Origin of the sequence: Mesobacillus sp. (genome assembly GCF_047739415.1) — a bacterium.
Taxonomy (GTDB): Bacteria; Bacillota; Bacilli; order Bacillales; family Cytobacillaceae; genus Mesobacillus.
The window spans coordinates 23,291-42,401 of sequence record NZ_JBIQOE010000210.1; the positions used below are offsets into that span (position 1 = coordinate 23,291).

Consider the following 19,111-nt stretch of genomic DNA (forward strand, 5'->3'; position numbering starts at 1 on the left):
AAAGAGAAGTCAGGATTTTAAAATGGTACCCAAGTCAAGGACACAATAAAAAAAGAGATTAAGCAACTTGAAGATGATTCCTAAATTGAATAGGAGTCATCTTTTTTAAATTCCACTGATAGCGGTAGTTGTTATAGTAGGTCATGTAATGATTTATTTTCGACTTCAGGTCCTTTAAGGAATTTGCAGATTTATATTCCACTTCATCCTTCAGGTGGCCAAAGAAGGACTCTTGGGGGGCATTATCCCAACAGTTGCCTCGGCGTGACATAGACTGGCCGAGACCATATTTCTTTAATAACTTCTGGTATCTCGGACTTGTGTAATGGCTCCCTTGATCCGAGTGAATGAAGGCATCTTCATGGAGTGTAATTTTCTTGTTATTCATCAATTTATGAATCGTCTTGGTTGCGATATCTAATGTGATACGGTCAGAAACATGGTAAGCCAAAATTTCATTGGTGCAGGCATCTTTTACGGTCGACAAATAGGCCATACTATTACCGTTATATGGCAAATAAGTGATATCGGTTAGTAACACTTTCCCAGGGATTCCTTGCTTGAATTCCCTGTTTAATTGGTTCGGGACAACCTGGTGTTCCTTCGTAGCTTTAGCGATTCTTTTATAAGGATTTGGCTTCCGGTGAGGGCAGACGATTCCATATTTCCTCATAATTCTTCGGATCTTTTTAAGGCTGAAGGTAATGTCAAACTCATTTTCTAAAATCATTTTAATGGAACGGGACCCTTTCAAATATCCCCGTCGATTAAAGGCTTTTAAAATAAGTTCCTTAGCTTCGAGGTCCAGTTTCTCCCTTGCTTCCCGGACTGAGGAAGCCTTCAGATAGCTGTAATATCCCGAACGAGAGACCTCCAGAAGATTACAGAAATATCTGGTCATCCCCTTGAATTCATTTTGTTCAATCGTATCTTGGATCAACTGGTAAGCCTTATTCGGATTTAGATTTTCGCTTGTGTTTAGCAGCCTCCTTTCGGTCGTTTCTAGCTTTTTTAACAGCTCCACCTGTCCTTCCAACAGCTCGATTCTAGCCTTTTGCCTTTCAATCACTTCGGAGGGTGTAAGTTCACGCTTCAAAGGTCTGCCGGAAGCTGTTTTTCTCGAATCTGTAAGCCCGATCAAGCCGTCCTTTTCATAGGATTTTTTCCATCTATGGGCTGACTGTTCAACCCGTTTCATACCAATAACGTCCACATTGAAGCCGTTCTCTTCGAAAATCCGGCGAGGAAGTTTGCCGGTTTGATATTCATCTATGAATCTATTTTTAAATTCAGCAGTATAGGTAATTGACCTCTCGCTGATACGTTGTACATTTGGATTTTTTTGAAGTGTGTTTATCTCTTTGGATGAAAAAGTTAATTTACTCATGTTGTCCCCTAATCCCCATATTCTAAAATTCAAGTATATAAAAAATACCTGCAGGTTGAACACTCTTTTTTTCGAGTGTCCTACCTACAGGTACCATTTTATTTCCCTGGCTTCTCTTTTATTAGTAGTTAATTATTATTATCTAGAGGGAAAGTTAGCAGGATCTCAGGAAAAACTCGCGATATTAGAGGGATTTTTACCATCCATGTAGAAATTACTAGAAAAATGGGAATCCGACAAGGAGGCTTTCTGGTGAGTAGTGCTAACATTGCAGATGAGATTAAGGCACTGAAAGAGAAAATCGCCGCTTTAGAACGAGAAAATTCCTCTTTAATAGAGTGGAAGAATATGCATCAGCGGCCAGCCACTGAATGTTCTGTTCAAATGGTCCCAGCTGACGGTCCAGCAAAAAGTTTTGATGAAAGATTTATTGAAGACGACGGTTTGTTTAAAAACTTATTCCTCGAAACATTGGATGGGATTGTGTTTTGGGGCAAGTGTGGACGAATCATTGCTGCTAACGAAGCAACCTGCAAGATTTTCGGACTCACTCATGAAGAGATGTTAAAGCATAAAATTTCGGACTTCATTTATCAAAAAGATGAGAAATATAGCGAGATGAAACAAATTATCAATGAAAAAGGTGCGCTGCGCGAAGAAGCGTTTTTTCTCTTGCCAAATGGAGAAACGAGACTGCTGGAATTTACTGTTAAGCTCAATGCGGGCGACGGCTATCATATGACTATTGTTCGGGACGCAAGTGAGCGTTACCGTATGGAACAAAAGCTTCGGAAAAGCGAAGAGCGATTTCGGAGAATTTTTGAGGGATCGATTGAGGGAATGATTCTGTGGGATGAAAATTGCAAACATTATGAAATTAACCCCTCTGGAATGGCAAAGCTGGAACTGAAGCAGGAAGACCTGGAGGAGAAAAACTTTCGGAAGCTTTTCATGAATTTTGGACTTTCAGAAGAATTAATCGATGAAAAGATGCAAGCACTGCTTCGAAAAGGCAGGCTGGATGGAAGGATTACCATTCCGTATGAAGAAGGCAGGATGAAGCATTTTGAATACAGTGTCAAACACCAATTGGTAGACAGTTTGAATCTTATTGTTTTCAGGAATATTACCGAAAAAATAGAGATGGAAGCCCAGCTCCATAAATCAGATACGCTTAATATGCTGGGGGAGCTGGCAGCGGGCATTGCCCATGAAATCCGCAATCCAATGACTGCGCTAAAAGGGTTCATCCAGCTGCTCGAAAATAGTACAGGCGATGCGTATTCATTATATTTCCAGGTAATCAAGACTGAACTCCAAAGAATCGACTCGATCATCAACGAGTTCCTGATTTTAGCTAAACCTCAGTCAATAAAATATGAGAATACCGATATTTCAAAAATAATGAATGAGACCGCGGCCCTTCTTACTGCGCAGGCTGTGCTACATGATGTGCAGATAAAAACTTTATATGACGATGATTTGCCAGAACTCCTGTGTGAACCTAATCAACTAAAGAAGGTCTTTATTAATATTATAAAAAACGCGATAGAAGTGATGCCTAAGGGCGGCTTAGTCAGTGTGATGGTCAGCCAGGCACCAGGAAACAGAATACATATATGCATCCACGATGAAGGAGAAGGAATTCCTGCTGAAAAGATCAAAAAGCTTGGAGAACCTTTTTACACAACCAAGGAAAGAGGAACAGGCCTAGGGTTGATGGTTAGCTTCAAAATCATTGAAGAACATGGTGGCACAATTGAAATTGAGAGCAAGGTCGGTGACGGCACAATCTTCCATATTTATTTGCCAATAACCAGGGAAATGTCTGATTAAAATCAATCAGGCGTTTTTTTTTGCTAAAAGCTTTTTTTAAACAATCTCTAAATCCTGCGGGAGTAATTTTTTTGAAAAAATTTAACACATTTCCCTTTTAAAATAATGAAGAATGGATTATATTAGATATATACCTAATTAGATGTATATCGAATCAATTGGAGTGATTTTATGCAGCTGGATAAAATTGTTGCTTTTCATAAAGCAATGGGGGACCCAACAAGGTTAAGAATAGTGGCTTTGCTAGCAAACGGGCCGCTTCATGGCCAGGCAATTGCAGGAAAGCTTGGCCTTACCCCGCCGACCATCACACATCATATCAAAAAATTGCGGGATATCAATGTGATCTTCGAGCGCAGGGACAAAAACACGATTTATTTTCATTTAAATGAGTCATTAATCAAGCAACAGGCGAAATCGCTAGGCAAGTTGATCGAGAAAAAGGAAGGGGAGGTGGAAGCAATGATCGAACAGAATATTGAAAGGCAAAAGGTAATTGAGAATTTCTTTACAAAAGATGGTAAATTAAAGAACATCCCGGCGCAACGGAAGAAGAAGTTGATGGTATTCGAATACATGGTCCGTGGGTTGAAAGCAGGAAAGAAGTATCCAGAAAAGGAACTGAACGAATATATCACGAAGTTCCATGAGGACTATGCGACAATCAGAAGGGAATTTATAATCAATCACTACATGTATCGTGAAAATGCGATTTATGAATTGAACCCTGAAGAGATGTGGGCAAAACCAGAATGATTTAATATGCACAGTTAAAACCGCCTCAGGTATTGTCCCTGGGCGGTTTTCCTGTGATATGAATTAATACAATTCAGGGCGGCGATCGGCGAAGATTGGAATCTTGCCTCTTGCTTCCTTAACCTCATCCAGGTCGATTTCTGCAAGGAGGATTTCCTCACCTTCTCCACCTTCTGCAATCACGTCACCCCATGGGCCAATGACCATGGAATGGCCAGCGAATTTATTGTTAGGGTCAGAGCCGGCCCGATTGCAGGCTATAACAAAGCATTGGTTCTCAATCGCACGGGCGATGAGCAATGCTCGCCAGTGTTCTAAACGCTGGATTGGCCATTCAGCAACAATAAACATCGCTTCAACTCCATGGAGTGCATGGGCACGGACCCATTCCGGGAACCGGATGTCATAGCAAATCAACCCGGCAAATTTGTGGTCATCTAAAGGAAATAACCCTTTTTCTTTTCCAGCAGCCAGATACAGATGCTCATCCATGAGCTTGAACAAGTGAAGCTTGCTGTATATTCCTGCCTGGTCACCATTTTTGTCGAATACAAGCAGTGTATTTTCAATGCCAGCTTCTGTTTTATTGGCAACAGAACCGCCAATAAAATGGGAATTGTATTTCTCAGCTGCATCCTTGAAAAACAATTTGGCTTCTTGTGCTTCTTCTTCTGCAGTGTCTTTTAAATTATCGAGATCATATCCGGTAGTCCAGAGCTCGGGAAGGACAATGATATCAGGTTTTTGAGCATTTGCCTTGTCGATCAGTTCGGAGGCTTTTTTGTAATTTTGCACAGGATTCCCAAAGGCAATGTCCATTTGCAGACATGCTATTTTATATTTCATCATAAATCACCGCCATACTTTCTGAAAATTATATCTTTACAAGTTACTATTTACGTTATATCATTTGTGACTAGAATTTCAAATTAAAATTTTTAAATACTAATATATTTCCTAAGCAGGTGAGAAAATGGAATTCGCACAATCAGATTTATTGAAAAGCCTGCCCAAGCAGTTTTTTGCTTCACTCGTGCAAAAAGTGGGCGCATATACTGAAAAAGGGGCAGACGTTATCAATCTTGGACAGGGAAACCCTGACCAACCAACACCTCAGCACATCGTTGAAAAGTTGAAGCAGGCTGCGGATAATCCGGCTAATCATAAATATTCGCCGTTCAGGGGATTGAGCTCGTTAAAAGAAGCTGCAGCAGCATTTTATAAAAGGGAGTATGGAGTCAATCTTGATCCAGAAGAAGAAATTGCCATACTATTCGGTGGCAAGGCTGGCCTGGTTGAAATTCCTCAATGCCTGTTGAATCCTGGGGACACAATTCTTGTTCCTGACCCCGGTTATCCTGACTACATATCTGGAGTCGAACTTGCAAAGGCAAAGATGGTGACAATGCCACTAAGAGAAGAGAATGCCTTTTTGCCTGATTATGCTGAATTAAGTGCAGAGGATTTGGATCAAGCAAAACTGATGTTTCTCAACTACCCAAATAATCCTACGGGCGCAGTGGCACATCAGGAATTTTTTGATCAGACAATCGAGCTGGCACAAAAAAATGAGATTTGTGTTGTCCACGATTTCGCGTATGGGGCGATTGGCTTTGACGGGAAGAGACCACAAAGCTTTTTACAGTCAGAGGGTGCCAAGGACGTAGGAATCGAAATCTATACGCTCTCGAAAACGTATAATATGGCTGGCTGGCGTGTTGGCTTTGCAGCGGGGAACAAGAGCGTGATTGCCGCAATTAACTTGCTTCAGGACCATATGTATGTCAGCTTGTTTGGCGCTGTCCAGGAAGCTGCAGCAGAAGCTTTGCTAGGACCGCAGGAATGTGTTGTTGAGTTAAATGATTTATACGAATCAAGAAGAAATGTCCTTATTGACGGTCTGAAAAATATTGGCTGGCACGTCACTGCTCCAAAAGGCTCATTTTTTGCCTGGCTCAAGGTTCCGGAACACTTCACTTCGGTTGAATTCGCGGATTTCATGCTGGAAAAAGCACATATAGCAGTTGCGCCAGGTGTAGGGTTTGGTCAACATGGAGAGGGCTTTGTGAGGGTTGGCTTGCTAAGCTCTGAGGATAGATTGAAAGAAGCAGTCAGCAGAATTGAAAGCTTGGAAATTTTCAAAAAATAGTTGACATTGATTTATGAACCTGACATAATCCTAATTAACAAATTTACTTTAACCAATTAAATAACTTGATTAAATTATTTTCTTATCAAGAGCAGGCGGAGGGACGAGCCCGATGAAGCCCGGCAACCGATCCAGCATTTAGCTGGGCACGGTGCTAATTCTTGCAGCGAAAGCTGAAAGATGAGAAGAGTTTAGTGTATTTTCTAACCTCTTCTTTGCGAAGAGGTTTTTTTGTATTTTTTTTGCAATTATATTAATGTCTAGCTCCAGCGCCTAGCCCCTCGATCGTTTCAGTCCGCCTAATGAAGTCAAAGAAGGACTTCAATGGGCGGCCCTCCAACGCTTGTCGGGGCTGGACAAGGCGCTTGCGCTTTTCTAACTGAAAGGGATTGATCTTCATGAGTGAAATTACAGCGACATATGTAGTCCATGATGCTAAACATAACCCGGAGAAAAAGGCAGAGGGAATCGCGCTTGGGTTGACAGTGGGCTCCTGGACTGACTTACCTGAACTGGACCAAAAACAATTAAAAAAACATAAGGGGAGAGTTGTTTCTGTAGAAGGTTCGGGCCTGGACACCAATTCAGAAACAGTGGCAACAATTAAAATCGCTTATCCTGCCATCAATTTCTCACCGGACCTGCCAGCAATTCTCACAACTGTATTTGGAAAACTATCGCTTGATGGCAAGGTAAAGCTGGTAGACCTTGAATTCGGAAAAGAATTAAAAAAGGAATTCCCAGGTCCGCGCTTTGGAATTGAAGGAATAAGGGAAAAGCTTGGTGTCTACGACCGGCCATTGCTTATGAGCATCTTTAAAGGTGTCATCGGAAGGGACATGGAGTTTCTGTTAAAGCAGCTAAAAGAACAGAGCCTTGGTGGAGTTGATCTGATCAAGGATGATGAAATCCTGTTTGAAAATGAACTTACTCCTTTTGAAACGAGAATCACTCTTGGAAAGCAGGTTCTCGATGAAGTCTATGAATCTACTGGACACAGAACCTTATATGCTGCCAACCTGACAGGAAGGACCACACAGCTTAAGGATAAAGCGAGAAAAGCTGCTGAGCTTGGAGCTGACGCCCTGTTGTTCAATGTGTTTGCCTACGGTTTGGATGTCTTGCAGGAGCTTAGGGAAGATGACGAAATCGGTATTCCGATCATGGCTCATCCGGCCGTAAGTGGTGCGTTCACTTCAGCTGAAGAATATGGTTTTTCGCATTCTTTGCTTCTGGGAAAATTACTCCGCTATGCCGGAGCAGACTTCTCGCTGTTCCCGTCACCTTATGGAAGTGTGGCTCTCGAAAAGAAGCAGGCGATATCAATAGCCGAGGCACTGACTGCTGAGGATCAATTCAAAAGAACTTTCCCGGTTCCGTCAGCAGGTATCCATCCAGGAATGGTCCCGTCGCTTGTAAAAGATTTTGGAATAGATTCAATCATTAATGCGGGTGGAGGCGTACATGGCCATCCTGGTGGAGCACAGGGGGGCGGCAAGGCATTCAGGCAGGCAATTGAAACAGTTCTTCAAGGAAAAACGCTTGAAGAAGGCGCACTTGAGCATGAAGAGTTAAAAATTGCTATAGGTCTTTGGGGTTCAGCCGAGGCGGTGGCGAAATGAGCCAGCCAGTGATTTTTTGTGACTTCGACGGAACAGTGACCGAAAAGGACAATATCATAGCGATCATGAATGCATTCGGCTCTGAAGGATGGGACGAATTAAAGGATGCAGTACTTGATCGCACCATTTCCATAAGGGAAGGTGTAGGGAAAATGTTTTCCCTCCTTCCGGTCCACCTCAGAGAAGAGATCATTGAGTTTGCCGTCAAGAATGCAAGGATTCGCCCTGGTTTTCAGGAATTCCTGGATTATGCCAGCGAAGAAGGAATCCCTGTATACATCGTAAGCGGCGGAATTGATTTTTTCATAGAACCCATCATTCAACAATTTGGCCCAATTGCTGGCATTTACTGTAACAGTTCAGATTTTTCAGGGAAAACAATAAAAATTGAATGGCCGAACAACTGCGATGAACAGTGTTCAAATGATTGCGGCTGCTGCAAACCATCAATCATGAGAAAGTTAGAACAAAGCGGAGCTTCTAAAATCGTCATTGGTGACTCCGTTACCGATCTTGAAGCCGCGAAGCAAGCAGACTTGGTGCTGGCGCGAGATTACTTGAAGGATAAATGTGAAGAGTGGCAGATTCGACATATACCATATGAAACGTTTTATGACTGTATTGAAGCTCTTAAAACTGAGATAGGGGTGAAAGGATGAGCATTTTAGAATCGAAGTGGGAAGAATTGGCGGATGTAAAAACTGAACTGGCTGAGCGTGATTGGTTTATGGGAACAAGCGGTAACCTTGCGATTAAAGTGAACAGCGACCCGGTGCAATTCCTTGTTACGGCGAGCGGAAAAGATAAGCGGAAAAGAACTGATGAGGACTTTTTGCTTGTTGACCAATTCGGCCGTCCGGTGGAGGAAACGCATTTGAAGCCTTCAGCTGAAACCCTGCTCCATGTAGAGGTATACAAGAAGACCAAGGCTGAATGCAGCCTCCATGTCCATACGATTGATAACAATGTCATCTCCGAGGTCTATGGGGACAGGGGCGAGGTGCAATTCCAGGGACAGGAATTAATTAAGGCTTTTAATATTTGGGAGGAAGATGCTGTCCTTAAAATTCCTATTATTCCGAATTATGCGCATATCCCAACCCTGTCTAAAGCATTCTCAGAGCACGTTAAAGGGGATACTGGAGCAGTCTTGATCCGTAACCATGGCATCACAGTCTGGGGCAGGAACGCATTTGAAGCTAAAAAAATTCTCGAAGCAACTGAGTTTTTATTCCGTTATCAGTTAAGATTACTCGAGCACAAACCATTCCAATTGTTCAAGGTAGTTTAATCAGGTTCTTTAGAACAAATCTCATTAAGTAGATAAAAGACATTATAAAAAGGGAGAGATTCACATGGCATTTATCGTAAAGCAAAACACACAGGAAAGAATCGTTGATGAGCAGGAGGTAGAAGCATTTCTGAACAAGCAGGAAGTGATCTATGAAAAGTGGGATATCAATAAGCTGCCAGCAAACCTTCAGGAAAAATTCCTCTTAACTGATGATGAAAAACAGCTGATTCTGGAAGCCTTCAAAGCGGAGATTGAAGACATTTCCGCACGGAGAGGCTACAAAGCACAGGATGTCATTTCACTGTCTGACAATACACCGAATCTTGATCAGCTGCTTGCAAATTTCAAACAGGAACACCACCACACAGATGATGAAGTAAGGTTCATCGTCAGTGGCCATGGTGTGTTTGTCATCCAGGGGAATAACGGAGAATTTTTTGAAGTATTCTTGAATCCAGGAGACCTGATTTCCGTTCCTGAAAATACTCGTCACTACTTTACGCTTCAGGATGACCGCCAGGTAGTTGCGGTTAGAATTTTCGTTACGACAGAAGGCTGGGTACCAATTTACGAAAACGAAAAAGTCAGCCAGTAATCATCACTGATTGCAAACCTTGTCGAAGAAAAAAATTTCCGCAATGAAAATTGTCTAATTTTGCGATACTATTTACAATCAAACAAGCATTTGCAATAATTCTCAAGTAAACTTTTATTTGTTTAAGGAATTAAAGTAGTAGAGGAGAATAGAAGTGTATCAATCGCAAAATACTTTGTTGAAGGAAATTAATCGCGTTAGGGAATTGATGGTGGCCGCTGCCTTGGAAACAGGATACACGAGCGACGAAACAGTTCGCCGAAGCCAGGAACTTGACCGTCTAATATATGAATATCAAACTTTACGTAAAGAGACAGAATTGCAACGCCAAAAAGCGAAGATACTTTTTAGACAGATTATCCTGCTGACAAAGAAACAATATATTTTAGCGCATGCGTGATAACATTCCATCATATCGAAAAAATTAGCCACTGCCGGAAACCGGCGGTGGCTAAAATGTTTCTATTAGCAAGATCATGAATAAAAGGCCGACGATAAAGGAATAAGTAGAAGATCTTTCATTGCAGTCTTCGTGACTTTCTGGAATCAATTCCTTATATATGATGAAAAGCATTGCCCCCGCTGCAAATGCCAGACCAAAGGGAACTAAAAACTTCACATAGGAGGTTGAGAAGAAGCCAAGAAGCGATGTAACAATTACAATTGCTCCAGTCAAAGTAGCAATGATGAAAGCTTTTATTTTATTAATATTTTGATTGATCAGAAACAACGCGACCAAAAAGCCCTCAGGTGCATTTTGCAGACCAATTGCAAAGGCTATGAGGTTGCCTGTTTCATCTCCCTAGGTTGAGGCATAACTGACCCCTACTGATAATCCTTCCGGAATATTGGGAAGTGTAATTGCCGCTATTATCAGCATTGCCTTTTCATCATACTTCACTTGGCTGTTTGAATGCAGGATGTCGATATGCGGTATAATTTTCCATTAAAGTCAAGATCAATACCCCAAAGTACACTCCAAGTGCGAGCTCAGGAAAACCCCCGATTTTTAACGCTTCAGGAATTAATCCCATAGTGGAAGCAGCCATCATGATGCCCGCAGTAAAAGCAAGAAGTGAATCTCTCCATCTATGGGTGACGGATCGATGCATGAATATAAAATGACCAGTGCTCCCAGGCCAGTAGACAATGCAGAGAGAGAGCTCCCTAAACGGCGTTCAAATTACTGCCAACTCCTTTCAAGGCAATCGAGAAATTTAACAATTTGCTCAAATTTTCACGAGAAAATATCTTTGTGTGATTTTTATCATATTTTTATATGCTTATTTTATATATTTTTAACATAGATAGGTTTTTATCATCATATTGCTAATGCACCCCAAGTTAACTTCAGCCATATTACCATTTTATACAATGGGCTTAATTATGTTCATGCATGTTTTACCTCATTTTTCACAAATTGCTTTCCATCTATGTTATCTACTTTTTTAATTGTTGGTACTATGCTTGTGATGCGATTCATATATCGTACTACATAGCATTTTATTTATATAAGGCTGTGTGTATAGGATTAATTTCAATAATAATGTTACATCAGCCTTTATTGAAGCTGTTTTCATAATATTCGTTTTCTGAAAGGGCAATTGCCACCTAATCAGGAGGATTTTCTTGGTATCAAAAATCCCTTCCTTATTATATTTCCCATCTTTCTATGGAAAACGTTTTTAAAGGAGAACAGCTAAAAGTAACCGCTTACAAGTTAATAGTTTTTCATTTTGAGGAGGGGAAAAAAGAGTATGCACATTGTCGTATGTGTCAAGCAAGTGCCCGATACAAAGATCATCAAAATCAATCCTAAGACGAATACTCTGGACCGGCGAAGCGCACCAGCAATTTTGAACCCTTATGACGCTCACGCTGTACAGGAAGCAGTCAAAATCAGGAATAAAACAGGCGGAACGATTTCTGTTCTTTCAATGGGACCGCCACAGGCTGTTGCTGTTATTAAGAAAAGCGTCGAAATTGGCGCAGACCAGGGATATTTGATCTCTGACAGGGCATTTGCAGGAGCAGATACCCTGGCTACAAGCTATGCGCTCTCCAAAGCGCTCGAAAAAATTTCGAAGGATAATCCGATAGACCTGGTCATCTGCGGTAAGCACGCAATTGATGGCGATACAGGACAGGTAGGACCTGGAATTGCACGACGGCTTGATATACCGCCCATTACAAATGTTATTGAAGTTTCAAAGGTTAATAAAGAAGAAAAAAATGTTCATATCAAGCGTAAGCAAATCGATGGCTACGAGGTCCTTGAATCACAGCTCCCTTGCTTACTGACTGTAGAAAAAGAAATTAATGACATAGAGTATGCACCGCTTCCAAATATGATCAATGCTGCACGCTACGAGCCGGTTATCTGGTCTGTGAATGACCTTGAGGATGTTGATAAGGCCCAATTAGGTTTAAAAGGATCTCCAACGATTGTTGGCAAGATGTTCAGTCCGCCAAAGCTTGAGGGCGGGAAAAGGATTGAAGGAAATCCTGATTCTCAAGTAGAGCAGCTTATGGGAATTTTAATGGAAAGAAAAGATCTATTGAAAATAAAAACAGCCAACTCTTGATTCGATTTTAAAGGGGGAAAGCAAGATGGAAGAAAACCAGGGAGTCTGGGTATTCATTGAAGTAAATGATGGAAATATCGAAGGAGTTTCACTGGAATTACTGGGTGCGGGAAGGAAGCTTGCAGACAAGCTGGAAGTTCCGCTTTCCGGAGTTATGCTTGGGGAAGGTGTCATGCCTTTAGCAAATGAAGTGATTTATGCTGGTGCTGATCAAGTATATGTCGTTGATCATCCGGTGCTGAAGGATTATCGGACAGAGTCATATATGAAGGGTGTCTGTACACTGGCTGAAAAATATAAACCGGAAATTTTCCTTTATGGAGCAACGCCAAATGGAAAAGACCTGGCAAGTGCTGTTGCAACAGATTTAAGTACAGGATTGACAGCTGATACTACGATGCTTGATGTCGATGTTGAGAAAAGATTGCTCGAGGCTAGCCGTCCTGCTTTTGGTGGAAATATCATGGCTACGATTCTATGTAAAAAACACAGGCCGCAAATGGCAACGGTACGCCCGAAGGTGATGAAAGCCCTCGAAACGGATGAAGGCAGGAAGGGAGTCATCATTGAAGAAGAGTTAGAACTTCGGGAAGAAGATATGCGCACTAAAGTGCTTAAAATTGTGAAGGACGTAACAAAAAAAGCAAGCCTTGCAGAAGCCCATGTCATCGTGGCTGGCGGAAAAGGATTAGGCGACATCCAGGGATTTCAGCTGATTCATGAGCTGGCGGAAGTAATTGGTGCCAGTGTCGGGGGCACCAGGGATGTGGTTGAGGCAGGATGGCTGAAGCATGAGCAGCAAATCGGTCAGACTGGCGAGACTGTCACTCCAAAAATCTACTTTGCCATCGGCATCTCAGGGGCAATTCAGCATGTTGAAGGAATGAAAAACTCTGAGCTGATCATCGCAATCAACAAGGATCCTAACGCTCCGATTTTCGATGTTGCCACATATGGCATTGTCGGCGATGCATTGGAAATTGTACCGAAACTAATCAAGCAGTTCAAAGAGCTCAGCAAAGAGAAGGGCGGGGAAATGAGCTATGTCTGAAAAATTTGATGTAATCGTCGTAGGAGCCGGCCCTGCTGGAACTTCATGTGCCTACAACTGTGCAAAAAACGGACTAAAAGTATTGTTGATCGAGCGGGGTGAATACCCAGGCTCAAAGAACGTTATGGGTGGAGTCCTTTACCGTAAACAGATGGAAGACATCATTCCGGAGTTTTGGAAGGAAGCTCCTCTCGAAAGGCCTGTGGTTGAACAGCGATTCTGGATGATGGATAAAGAATCGGTTGTCCAGTTTGGTTACAAAGGTCTCGAATGGGCAGTTGAACCATATAATAACTTTACAGTGCTGCGTGCACATTTTGACCAATGGTTCGCAAAGAAAGCTGTTGAACAAGGTGCATTGTTGATAAATGAAACAGTTGTCACTGAATGTATCGTTGAAAATGGCAAGGTTATAGGCGTGCGTACCGATCGTCCTGATGGAGAGGCATTTGCAGATGTTGTGGTCCTTGCAGATGGAGTTAACTCCCTGCTTTCCAAGCAACTAGGCTTCCACAGAGAATTCCGTCCTGATGAAGTTGCCCTGACGGTTATGGAAGTAATCAATTTGCCGAAGGACAAAATTAATGAACGCTTTAATCTCGAAGGAAACCACGGAACCACAATTGAAATTTTCGGTGATTCTACAAAAGGCAACCTGGGTACAGCCTTCCTTTATACAAACAAAGAAAGCTTGAACATCGGGGTCGGGACGACACTGTCAAGCATGATCAAAGCCAAATTGAAGCCATATGAACTGCTTGATTACCTGAAAAAACATCCAATGGTGCGCCCTTATCTTGAGGGCGGGGAGTCAGCGGAATACCTGGCCCACTTGATTCCTGAAGGAGGATTCAATTCTGTGCCTAGAGTTGCGGGGAACGGTGTGCTTGTAGTAGGAGATGCCGCCCAGCTAGTAAATGCCATTCACCGTGAAGGCTCAAACATGGCGATGGCTTCGGGACAAATGGCGGCGGAAGCAATCGTTGAGGCCAAAAAAGACGGCGACTTCAGTGAGAACAGCCTGAATCGGTATAAGGAAGCATTATTCGGAAGCTTTATCATCAAGGACCTTGAAAAGTATAAGGATGCAGCACATACCTTTGAGACCTACCCGCAATATTTCAAGGAGTACCTGCCAATGATGAACAAAGCGATGAGCAAGTTCTTCACAGTAGATGGAACACCGAAGAGAGAAAAGCAAAAGGAAATTATGCGCAGCGTGACGGCTGAAAAAGGAACCTTTAAGGTAATGCAAGACATCTATCGTGCCTGGAAGGCGGTGAAATAATGTCAACAGCAAACATCGAGGAAAAACAATTTCTTTTAAGGTTTAAGTGTGACACGAAATCGCATCTGACAGTTTTGGATCATGACGTCTGCATGACTCAGTGCCCTGACAAACTCTGTACAGTATTCTGCCCGGCTGAAGTATACAAATGGGAAGGTAAGAGAATGCAGGTAGGCTATGAAGGCTGTCATGAATGCGGCAGCTGCCGGATCGGCTGTCCATACCAGAACATCAAATGGGAATACCCTAAAGGCGGACACGGAATCGTATTCAGGCTAGCTTAATAATTAAAAAGATGGGACTGGCGGACATATAATGTTCGTCGGTCTTTTTGCTGTTTTAAAGGTGCGAAATAATGAACGAGAGAGGAAAGAGTAAATGAAGCCTGGTTAACACACCAGAAATGTCGTGACAGAGTAAATGGGGCATAGGAATCTTTAGAGTCAAACAATTATTCTATATTCATCATATGTAAGTTAATTCACAAATGGGTTCAAAAAAGGGTGGAGCTATCAAGAGAGGGATAAATGAGGGGGTTAACTGATTTTTTCTTGCTGGCGCACTGCGTGAAGCTGGTCACTAAGGATCTCTTTTTCTATATTCCGTGCGGCCTCAACAGCATCATCAAACCGGTCATACAGACTTGAAGCATATACTGGTTTGCCAGCATCATAGATTCCAGATGAATCTGATTTGTATATTGTTACGTTCCAATGGTAAAATTCCCGGCCATCTTCCTGGTGGCCCTGAAGTCCAATCAATAAATGGGAATGCAGCTTATCAGGCTGGATATCGAGGAGGGCTTTCTTGTCACTGAGTCCGGCTGGCACAAGTGACTTTTCGTAAAAATCACGGTACAAATTATTTTGCAATGTAATTTCACTCCTTTTACTTTAAGCTATAAATTCATTATATGTAAGGAGTTATAATATTTGAAGGCTAATTGTTAAAATTTTTAGAAATTTTAACAAAGTGTCATTTTTTCTTCACATTTTCTCAAATTAGCTGGAATTGTGATGCCTATCACAACCTCGAATTTAATTCCTTTCTATAATAAAAGTATCAAGATATATAGGAGGCCGATTAGGATGACAGGCTGTATGAGCGGTATCAATCAGGATTCAAGTTTTACATTAAGTGCAGGTCTTCAACAATTAAAAAATGAACATCCGCCTTTATTGGATATGCTTGCAAACCTTTTAAATATTTCAGTGAAAATTGAGGAAGGGGAGCAAATGGAGGAGAATTTCTCGAGGCTGAGGGAGCTGGTTATTGAGTTCCTGGCGGAGCTTGAACCGCATTCTGAGCGTGAAGAAGGCGTATTGTTTGAGATGATGGCTGTCTATATTGGAAGGGAAATGGGTCCCATTGCAGTTATGGAATATGAACATGACCAGGCAAAACGATTCATTGGAACCTTCCTCCATAACACAAAGGACGGCACGGCAGGTTTTACAAATGAAAAAATGATCGAAAATGCTCAATTGATTAAAAATGCAAACTACACTTTGGTAAGCCATTTCAGTAAGGAAGAAAGCATCCTTTTCCCAATGGCAGAGAATATGTTCAGCGAGGAAGAGAAGCAAGAGCTGGCAGCGCGTATTAAATTAATTTAAAAGTTACTAAAAAGGGTGAAGCCATCAAAGCTTCACCCTTTCTATATATCAATTAAGCTTCAGTAATCGTAACAAGCTTAATGTCTTTTGTATCGAATTTATAAAAAACATTATCTTCACCAGTGAACTCGATTTGTCCCTCTTGATCTTTAGCATCCTGGATGGCTTCTGAAATGTCTTCTACCTCGATTGGTCGTGACACTTTAAAATCTTTTTCAAAAAAATAATTAATCTTATACTTAGACATGTTGATCTCCCTTCTTTTTATCCTCACTATCTTTCTTTCCTTATCAGGAGCATGCCTAAACATCAAAATGAAAATGGAATATTTTTATTGTCTAACAAGAGCTTAATTGTTCCATTCAGCAAGTTTTTCATCTGTTGGAAGGAACATGGTCAGTATACCAAGCAAGGGAAGGAAGCCGACACTGATAATCATCAATGGCAAACCGATCAAGTCAGCAAGATAACCAAGTCCCACGGAACCAATGGCGCCCATTCCGAATGCGAGACCTACTGTTAGGCCAGCCATCGTGCCGATTTTACCTGGAACCAGTTCCTGGGCATACACCACAGTAACTGAGAAGCTCGACATCAGAATAAAGCCGCTTATCGTCAGCAAAGCGAATGCAACTACATATGGCATAAATGGAATGATTGCGGAAAGAGGCGCAGTCGCGATCATCGAAAGAAAAATAATGGTTTTCTTGCCAAAGCGGTCTGCGAGCGGGCCTCCGAAAAAAGTGCCGAACGCACCTGCAACTAGGAATGCAAATAGGAAAATTTGCGCCTCCTTAATCGAAATGCCATATTTGTCGATTGCATAAAATGCATAGAAGTTCGTCATACCTGAAATATACCAGGACCGGGCAAAAATCAAAAATAAAATCAGGACAAGTGCCATTTTGATATTTTTTGAAATTCCCTTATTTACTTGTTTGCTAGCTTGTTTGGCTTTGGCTGCTATATTTTCATAATCCAATTTTCGGCTGTACCAGGATGCGATATATAAGAGCAGACCAACAGCGATTGCCGCTACAAGCGTAAACCAAACTGCTCCAAATTGACCAAGTGGGACGAGGATGAGCGCAGTGATCAGCGGGGCAAGTGCCTGCCCTGAATTGCCCCCCACCTGATAAATAGACTGTGCCAATCCCCTGCGCGGTCCGGCTGCCATATAGGCAACCCTGGAACCTTCTGGATGGAAAACAGCTGATCCAAGACCAATAAATAAAACTGAAAGAATAACAAACTCAAAGCTCGAAGCGAATGCGAGGCCAAGAACACCGAACATTGTCGAGGTCAAACCGAGCGGAAGGGCATACGGCTTGGGCTTTTTGTCGGTTGCCATCCCAATCAAAGGCTGAAGAATGGAAGATACGATATTCAAAGAAAAGGCGATCATCCCTAATTGGGTGAAGGAAAGCCCCATTGATTTTTCAAGAATTGGGAACATTGCAGGAATGACAGATTGGATGGAATCATTCAATAAATGGACTAACCCGATGATGAAAAGTATTTTATATGCTGTATCGTTTTGATTCTGCGGTTTCGCACTGACGGCGGCAGCTGAATGGCTCATGATTGTCTCCTTCTTAAATTATTTCGGTTTCCTACATTTCATTTTACAAAAAAAGTCACGAGATAAAAATAGCTTTTCTATTGAAAAATATGGTCTAATATAATTTAGAAAATACAGATTATTTTACCAGGGGGATTATTGTATGGAAAAAGCTGTGAGTTCATTGATGACCCAGGAGATTATACATGATTTCCTGGATCTTTTCGGCTTGGAGAGAGAAGTTAAAAAGCTTGGTGATTTTGAGAATTATGTTTATGAAACTTATAGAAATGGCCATCCATATATAATGAGGCTTACGCATAGTTCCCACAGGAGCAAGGATGAGGTTCTATCTGAGGTGGACTGGATGAGGCATTTAAACAGCAAAGGTCTGTCTGTTCCAGAAGTTTTTCCCTCGACACGAGGGTACCTCGTTGAAGAAATTCTTGCAGCAGATAATAGTGGGTTTTATGGCTGCTTATACGCAAAGGCAAGAGGGAAAGCAGTCAGTGTCCGCTCTGATGAATTCAATGTAGAGCTGTTCAGGAAATGGGGAGAAACGACAGGAAGGATGCATCATGCCACAAAATCCTATAAGCCGTCTGCAGGTATAAGAAAACGCAGCAGTTGGGATCAGGACGAACTGCTATCTGTTGAAAAATACTACCCTTCAGATGAGATGCAATTGGTAGATAGCGCGAAAGAAGTAATTGCCACGATTTCAGGCCTTCCGAAAAATAGTGATAATTACGGCATCATCCATGGTGATATCCATTCTGGAAATTTCTTTTATGATGGAGAACAGATTCATGTTTTTGATTTCGATGCTGCAAGTTACCATTGGTTCGCTTCCGATATTGCGATACCCCTGTACTATTCAATCATTTATCGAATCCCTGCCAGCGAGGAAGCAGAGCGAAACCGCTTTGGACAGTTGTTTTTAGATGCTTTTATCGAAGGGTATCTAAAAGCGAACCAGCTGCCAGAAGGCTGGAAGGAGCAAATCCCATTGTTCTTGATGCTTCGCGATATTGTCCTGTACGCAGTTTTGTATAAAAAAATCGCCCCAGAAGATAGGGACGAAAAATTACAGGCGATGATGGAGGAAATCGCAAATAGAATCAGGAACAAACAGCCGATCATGAATATCGATTAAGGGTTTCGATTGTTTCTTTTATAAATGGTATAAAGTAAGTAGGTCCCGCTCAATAGAAGAATGACCAGCAGGAAGAAGAAAAAGAAACCAATTTCATCAATAAGCTTACATAAATAGACAATCAGGGCAATATCTGTGATTACCGAGATAATCAGAAAGTAGCGGATGTATTGCGGATACATGAATTCTCACCTGCTTTTACTTTCTATTATGTA

The 19,111-nt window shown here is 41.8% G+C and carries 20 protein-coding genes, 1 pseudogene and 1 riboswitch; of the genes and pseudogenes, 14 read left to right on the top strand and 7 right to left on the bottom strand.

All coding sequences use genetic code 11. The features are described 5' to 3' along the window. Window positions 1-58: 58 nt before the first annotated feature. A complete protein-coding gene (locus ACH0QE_RS16680; protein ID WP_415801700.1) occupies window positions 59-1,387 on the bottom strand; it encodes an IS3 family transposase in 1,329 nt (442 codons plus the stop codon). A gap of 252 nt (window positions 1,388-1,639) precedes the next feature. Between ACH0QE_RS16680 and ACH0QE_RS16685 the strand changes: the two genes are divergently transcribed. Continuing rightward, complete coding sequence (locus ACH0QE_RS16685) at window positions 1,640-3,223, top strand: PAS domain-containing sensor histidine kinase (RefSeq protein ID WP_415801701.1); 1,584 nt, start codon at window positions 1,640-1,642, stop codon at window positions 3,221-3,223. A 171-nt stretch (window positions 3,224-3,394) separates the two neighbouring features. Further along, the gene (locus ACH0QE_RS16690) at window positions 3,395-3,979 is read left to right on the top strand and encodes a metalloregulator ArsR/SmtB family transcription factor (RefSeq protein WP_415801702.1); all 585 of its coding nucleotides are present in this window, start codon (window positions 3,395-3,397) and stop codon (window positions 3,977-3,979) included. Between the two features lie 63 nt (window positions 3,980-4,042). On the opposite strand, the gene ACH0QE_RS16695 is transcribed toward ACH0QE_RS16690, so the two are convergent. After that, window positions 4,043-4,825 (bottom strand): carbon-nitrogen family hydrolase, encoded by a 783-nt coding sequence (locus tag ACH0QE_RS16695; RefSeq protein WP_415801729.1) that lies wholly within the window; start codon window positions 4,823-4,825, stop codon window positions 4,043-4,045. Between the two features lie 127 nt (window positions 4,826-4,952). Between ACH0QE_RS16695 and ACH0QE_RS16700 the strand changes: the two genes are divergently transcribed. The 6 genes from ACH0QE_RS16700 to ACH0QE_RS16725 all read left to right on the top strand — a co-directional run bounded on the left by ACH0QE_RS16700 (window position 4,953) and on the right by ACH0QE_RS16725 (window position 10,039). Further along, on the top strand, window positions 4,953-6,128 hold the full coding sequence (locus ACH0QE_RS16700; protein ID WP_415801703.1) for a pyridoxal phosphate-dependent aminotransferase: 1,176 nt from the start codon (window positions 4,953-4,955) through the stop codon (window positions 6,126-6,128). 79 nt (window positions 6,129-6,207) lie between these two features. Continuing rightward, window positions 6,208-6,315: riboswitch (SAM riboswitch) on the top strand. 211 nt (window positions 6,316-6,526) lie between these two features. Beyond that, complete coding sequence (mtnW, locus tag ACH0QE_RS16705) at window positions 6,527-7,750, top strand: 2,3-diketo-5-methylthiopentyl-1-phosphate enolase (RefSeq protein ID WP_415801704.1); 1,224 nt, start codon at window positions 6,527-6,529, stop codon at window positions 7,748-7,750. Continuing rightward, window positions 7,747-8,409 carry a 2-hydroxy-3-keto-5-methylthiopentenyl-1-phosphate phosphatase gene (locus ACH0QE_RS16710; RefSeq protein WP_415801705.1) on the top strand — a complete coding sequence of 221 codons (663 nt, stop codon included), beginning with the start codon at window positions 7,747-7,749 and terminating at the stop codon, window positions 8,407-8,409. Before mtnW ends, ACH0QE_RS16710 begins: the two co-directional genes overlap by 4 nt. After that, on the top strand, window positions 8,406-9,041 hold the full coding sequence (locus tag ACH0QE_RS16715) for a methylthioribulose 1-phosphate dehydratase (RefSeq protein ID WP_415801706.1): 636 nt from the start codon (window positions 8,406-8,408) through the stop codon (window positions 9,039-9,041). Before ACH0QE_RS16710 ends, ACH0QE_RS16715 begins: the two co-directional genes overlap by 4 nt. 64 nt (window positions 9,042-9,105) lie before the next feature. Further along, on the top strand, window positions 9,106-9,639 hold the full coding sequence (locus tag ACH0QE_RS16720; RefSeq protein ID WP_415801707.1) for a 1,2-dihydroxy-3-keto-5-methylthiopentene dioxygenase: 534 nt from the start codon (window positions 9,106-9,108) through the stop codon (window positions 9,637-9,639). Window positions 9,640-9,793: 154 nt separating this feature from the next. After that, window positions 9,794-10,039: a Spo0E family sporulation regulatory protein-aspartic acid phosphatase gene (locus tag ACH0QE_RS16725; protein WP_415801708.1), complete on the top strand. Its 246-nt coding sequence runs from the start codon at window positions 9,794-9,796 to the stop codon at window positions 10,037-10,039. 51 nt (window positions 10,040-10,090) lie between these two features. Here the strand turns inward: ACH0QE_RS16725 and ACH0QE_RS16730 are convergent. After that, window positions 10,091-10,789 (bottom strand): annotated as a pseudogene (locus tag ACH0QE_RS16730) (ZIP family metal transporter). A 607-nt stretch (window positions 10,790-11,396) separates the two neighbouring features. Between ACH0QE_RS16730 and ACH0QE_RS16735 the strand changes: the two are divergent. Genes ACH0QE_RS16735 through ACH0QE_RS16750 form a run of 4 tightly spaced genes read left to right on the top strand, consistent with a single transcriptional unit; the run spans window position 11,397 to window position 14,847 of the window. Continuing rightward, window positions 11,397-12,224: an electron transfer flavoprotein subunit beta/FixA family protein gene (locus ACH0QE_RS16735; protein WP_415801709.1), complete on the top strand. Its 828-nt coding sequence runs from the start codon at window positions 11,397-11,399 to the stop codon at window positions 12,222-12,224. 25 nt (window positions 12,225-12,249) lie between these two features. Then, window positions 12,250-13,275, top strand: a complete 1,026-nt coding sequence (locus ACH0QE_RS16740) for an electron transfer flavoprotein subunit alpha/FixB family protein (protein ID WP_415801710.1) — start codon at window positions 12,250-12,252, stop codon at window positions 13,273-13,275. Next, the gene (locus tag ACH0QE_RS16745; RefSeq protein ID WP_415801711.1) at window positions 13,268-14,563 is read left to right on the top strand and encodes an FAD-dependent oxidoreductase; all 1,296 of its coding nucleotides are present in this window, start codon (window positions 13,268-13,270) and stop codon (window positions 14,561-14,563) included. The genes ACH0QE_RS16740 and ACH0QE_RS16745 overlap by 8 nt, the downstream gene beginning before the upstream one ends. Continuing rightward, window positions 14,563-14,847: a ferredoxin family protein gene (locus tag ACH0QE_RS16750; protein WP_415801712.1), complete on the top strand. Its 285-nt coding sequence runs from the start codon at window positions 14,563-14,565 to the stop codon at window positions 14,845-14,847. Before ACH0QE_RS16745 ends, ACH0QE_RS16750 begins: the two co-directional genes overlap by 1 nt. Before the next feature lie 252 nt (window positions 14,848-15,099). On the opposite strand, the gene ACH0QE_RS16755 is transcribed toward ACH0QE_RS16750, so the two are convergent. After that, window positions 15,100-15,435 carry a hypothetical protein gene (locus ACH0QE_RS16755; RefSeq protein ID WP_415801713.1) on the bottom strand — a complete coding sequence of 112 codons (336 nt, stop codon included), beginning with the start codon at window positions 15,433-15,435 and terminating at the stop codon, window positions 15,100-15,102. Window positions 15,436-15,651: 216 nt separating this feature from the next. Here ACH0QE_RS16755 and ACH0QE_RS16760 point away from each other — a divergent pair, with 216 nt between their 5' ends. Further along, the gene (locus ACH0QE_RS16760; RefSeq protein ID WP_415801714.1) at window positions 15,652-16,179 is read left to right on the top strand and encodes a hemerythrin domain-containing protein; all 528 of its coding nucleotides are present in this window, start codon (window positions 15,652-15,654) and stop codon (window positions 16,177-16,179) included. Between the two features lie 52 nt (window positions 16,180-16,231). Here ACH0QE_RS16760 and ACH0QE_RS16765 read toward each other — a convergent pair whose 3' ends face one another. Both ACH0QE_RS16765 and ACH0QE_RS16770 read right to left on the bottom strand, forming a co-directional pair. Then, a complete protein-coding gene (locus ACH0QE_RS16765) occupies window positions 16,232-16,426 on the bottom strand; it encodes a hypothetical protein (protein ID WP_213366522.1) in 195 nt (64 codons plus the stop codon). Between the two features lie 102 nt (window positions 16,427-16,528). Continuing rightward, window positions 16,529-17,761, bottom strand: a complete 1,233-nt coding sequence (locus tag ACH0QE_RS16770) for an MFS transporter (protein WP_415801715.1) — start codon at window positions 17,759-17,761, stop codon at window positions 16,529-16,531. Window positions 17,762-17,903: 142 nt separating this feature from the next. Between ACH0QE_RS16770 and ACH0QE_RS16775 the strand changes: the two genes are divergently transcribed. After that, a complete protein-coding gene (locus tag ACH0QE_RS16775; protein WP_415801716.1) occupies window positions 17,904-18,896 on the top strand; it encodes a phosphotransferase enzyme family protein in 993 nt (330 codons plus the stop codon). Here ACH0QE_RS16775 and ACH0QE_RS16780 read toward each other — a convergent pair. Next, window positions 18,893-19,078, bottom strand: a complete 186-nt coding sequence (locus tag ACH0QE_RS16780; protein WP_415801717.1) for a hypothetical protein — start codon at window positions 19,076-19,078, stop codon at window positions 18,893-18,895. The two genes, ACH0QE_RS16775 and ACH0QE_RS16780, sit on opposite strands and share 4 nt — an antisense overlap. Between the last annotated feature and the right edge of the window lie 33 nt (window positions 19,079-19,111).

Excerpts from the sequence above, each read along its gene's own strand:
- ACH0QE_RS16740 (WP_415801710.1), top strand. The coding sequence starts at position 12,250 with ATGGAAGAAAACCAGGGAGTCTGGGTATTCATTGAAGTAAATGATGGA.
- ACH0QE_RS16765 (WP_213366522.1), bottom strand. The coding sequence starts at position 16,426 with ATGTCTAAGTATAAGATTAATTATTTTTTTGAAAAAGATTTTAAAGTG.
- ACH0QE_RS16680 (WP_415801700.1), bottom strand. The coding sequence starts at position 1,387 with ATGAGTAAATTAACTTTTTCATCCAAAGAGATAAACACACTTCAAAAA.
- ACH0QE_RS16715 (WP_415801706.1), top strand. The coding sequence starts at position 8,406 with ATGAGCATTTTAGAATCGAAGTGGGAAGAATTGGCGGATGTAAAAACT.
- mtnW (WP_415801704.1), top strand. The coding sequence starts at position 6,527 with ATGAGTGAAATTACAGCGACATATGTAGTCCATGATGCTAAACATAAC.
- ACH0QE_RS16780 (WP_415801717.1), bottom strand. The coding sequence starts at position 19,078 with ATGTATCCGCAATACATCCGCTACTTTCTGATTATCTCGGTAATCACA.
- ACH0QE_RS16760 (WP_415801714.1), top strand. The coding sequence starts at position 15,652 with ATGACAGGCTGTATGAGCGGTATCAATCAGGATTCAAGTTTTACATTA.
- ACH0QE_RS16700 (WP_415801703.1), top strand. The coding sequence starts at position 4,953 with ATGGAATTCGCACAATCAGATTTATTGAAAAGCCTGCCCAAGCAGTTT.
- ACH0QE_RS16695 (WP_415801729.1), bottom strand. The coding sequence starts at position 4,825 with ATGAAATATAAAATAGCATGTCTGCAAATGGACATTGCCTTTGGGAAT.
- ACH0QE_RS16735 (WP_415801709.1), top strand. The coding sequence starts at position 11,397 with ATGCACATTGTCGTATGTGTCAAGCAAGTGCCCGATACAAAGATCATC.
- ACH0QE_RS16690 (WP_415801702.1), top strand. The coding sequence starts at position 3,395 with ATGCAGCTGGATAAAATTGTTGCTTTTCATAAAGCAATGGGGGACCCA.
- ACH0QE_RS16770 (WP_415801715.1), bottom strand. The coding sequence starts at position 17,761 with ATGAGCCATTCAGCTGCCGCCGTCAGTGCGAAACCGCAGAATCAAAAC.
- ACH0QE_RS16750 (WP_415801712.1), top strand. The coding sequence starts at position 14,563 with ATGTCAACAGCAAACATCGAGGAAAAACAATTTCTTTTAAGGTTTAAG.
- ACH0QE_RS16745 (WP_415801711.1), top strand. The coding sequence starts at position 13,268 with ATGTCTGAAAAATTTGATGTAATCGTCGTAGGAGCCGGCCCTGCTGGA.
- ACH0QE_RS16710 (WP_415801705.1), top strand. The coding sequence starts at position 7,747 with ATGAGCCAGCCAGTGATTTTTTGTGACTTCGACGGAACAGTGACCGAA.
- ACH0QE_RS16720 (WP_415801707.1), top strand. The coding sequence starts at position 9,106 with ATGGCATTTATCGTAAAGCAAAACACACAGGAAAGAATCGTTGATGAG.
- ACH0QE_RS16775 (WP_415801716.1), top strand. The coding sequence starts at position 17,904 with ATGGAAAAAGCTGTGAGTTCATTGATGACCCAGGAGATTATACATGAT.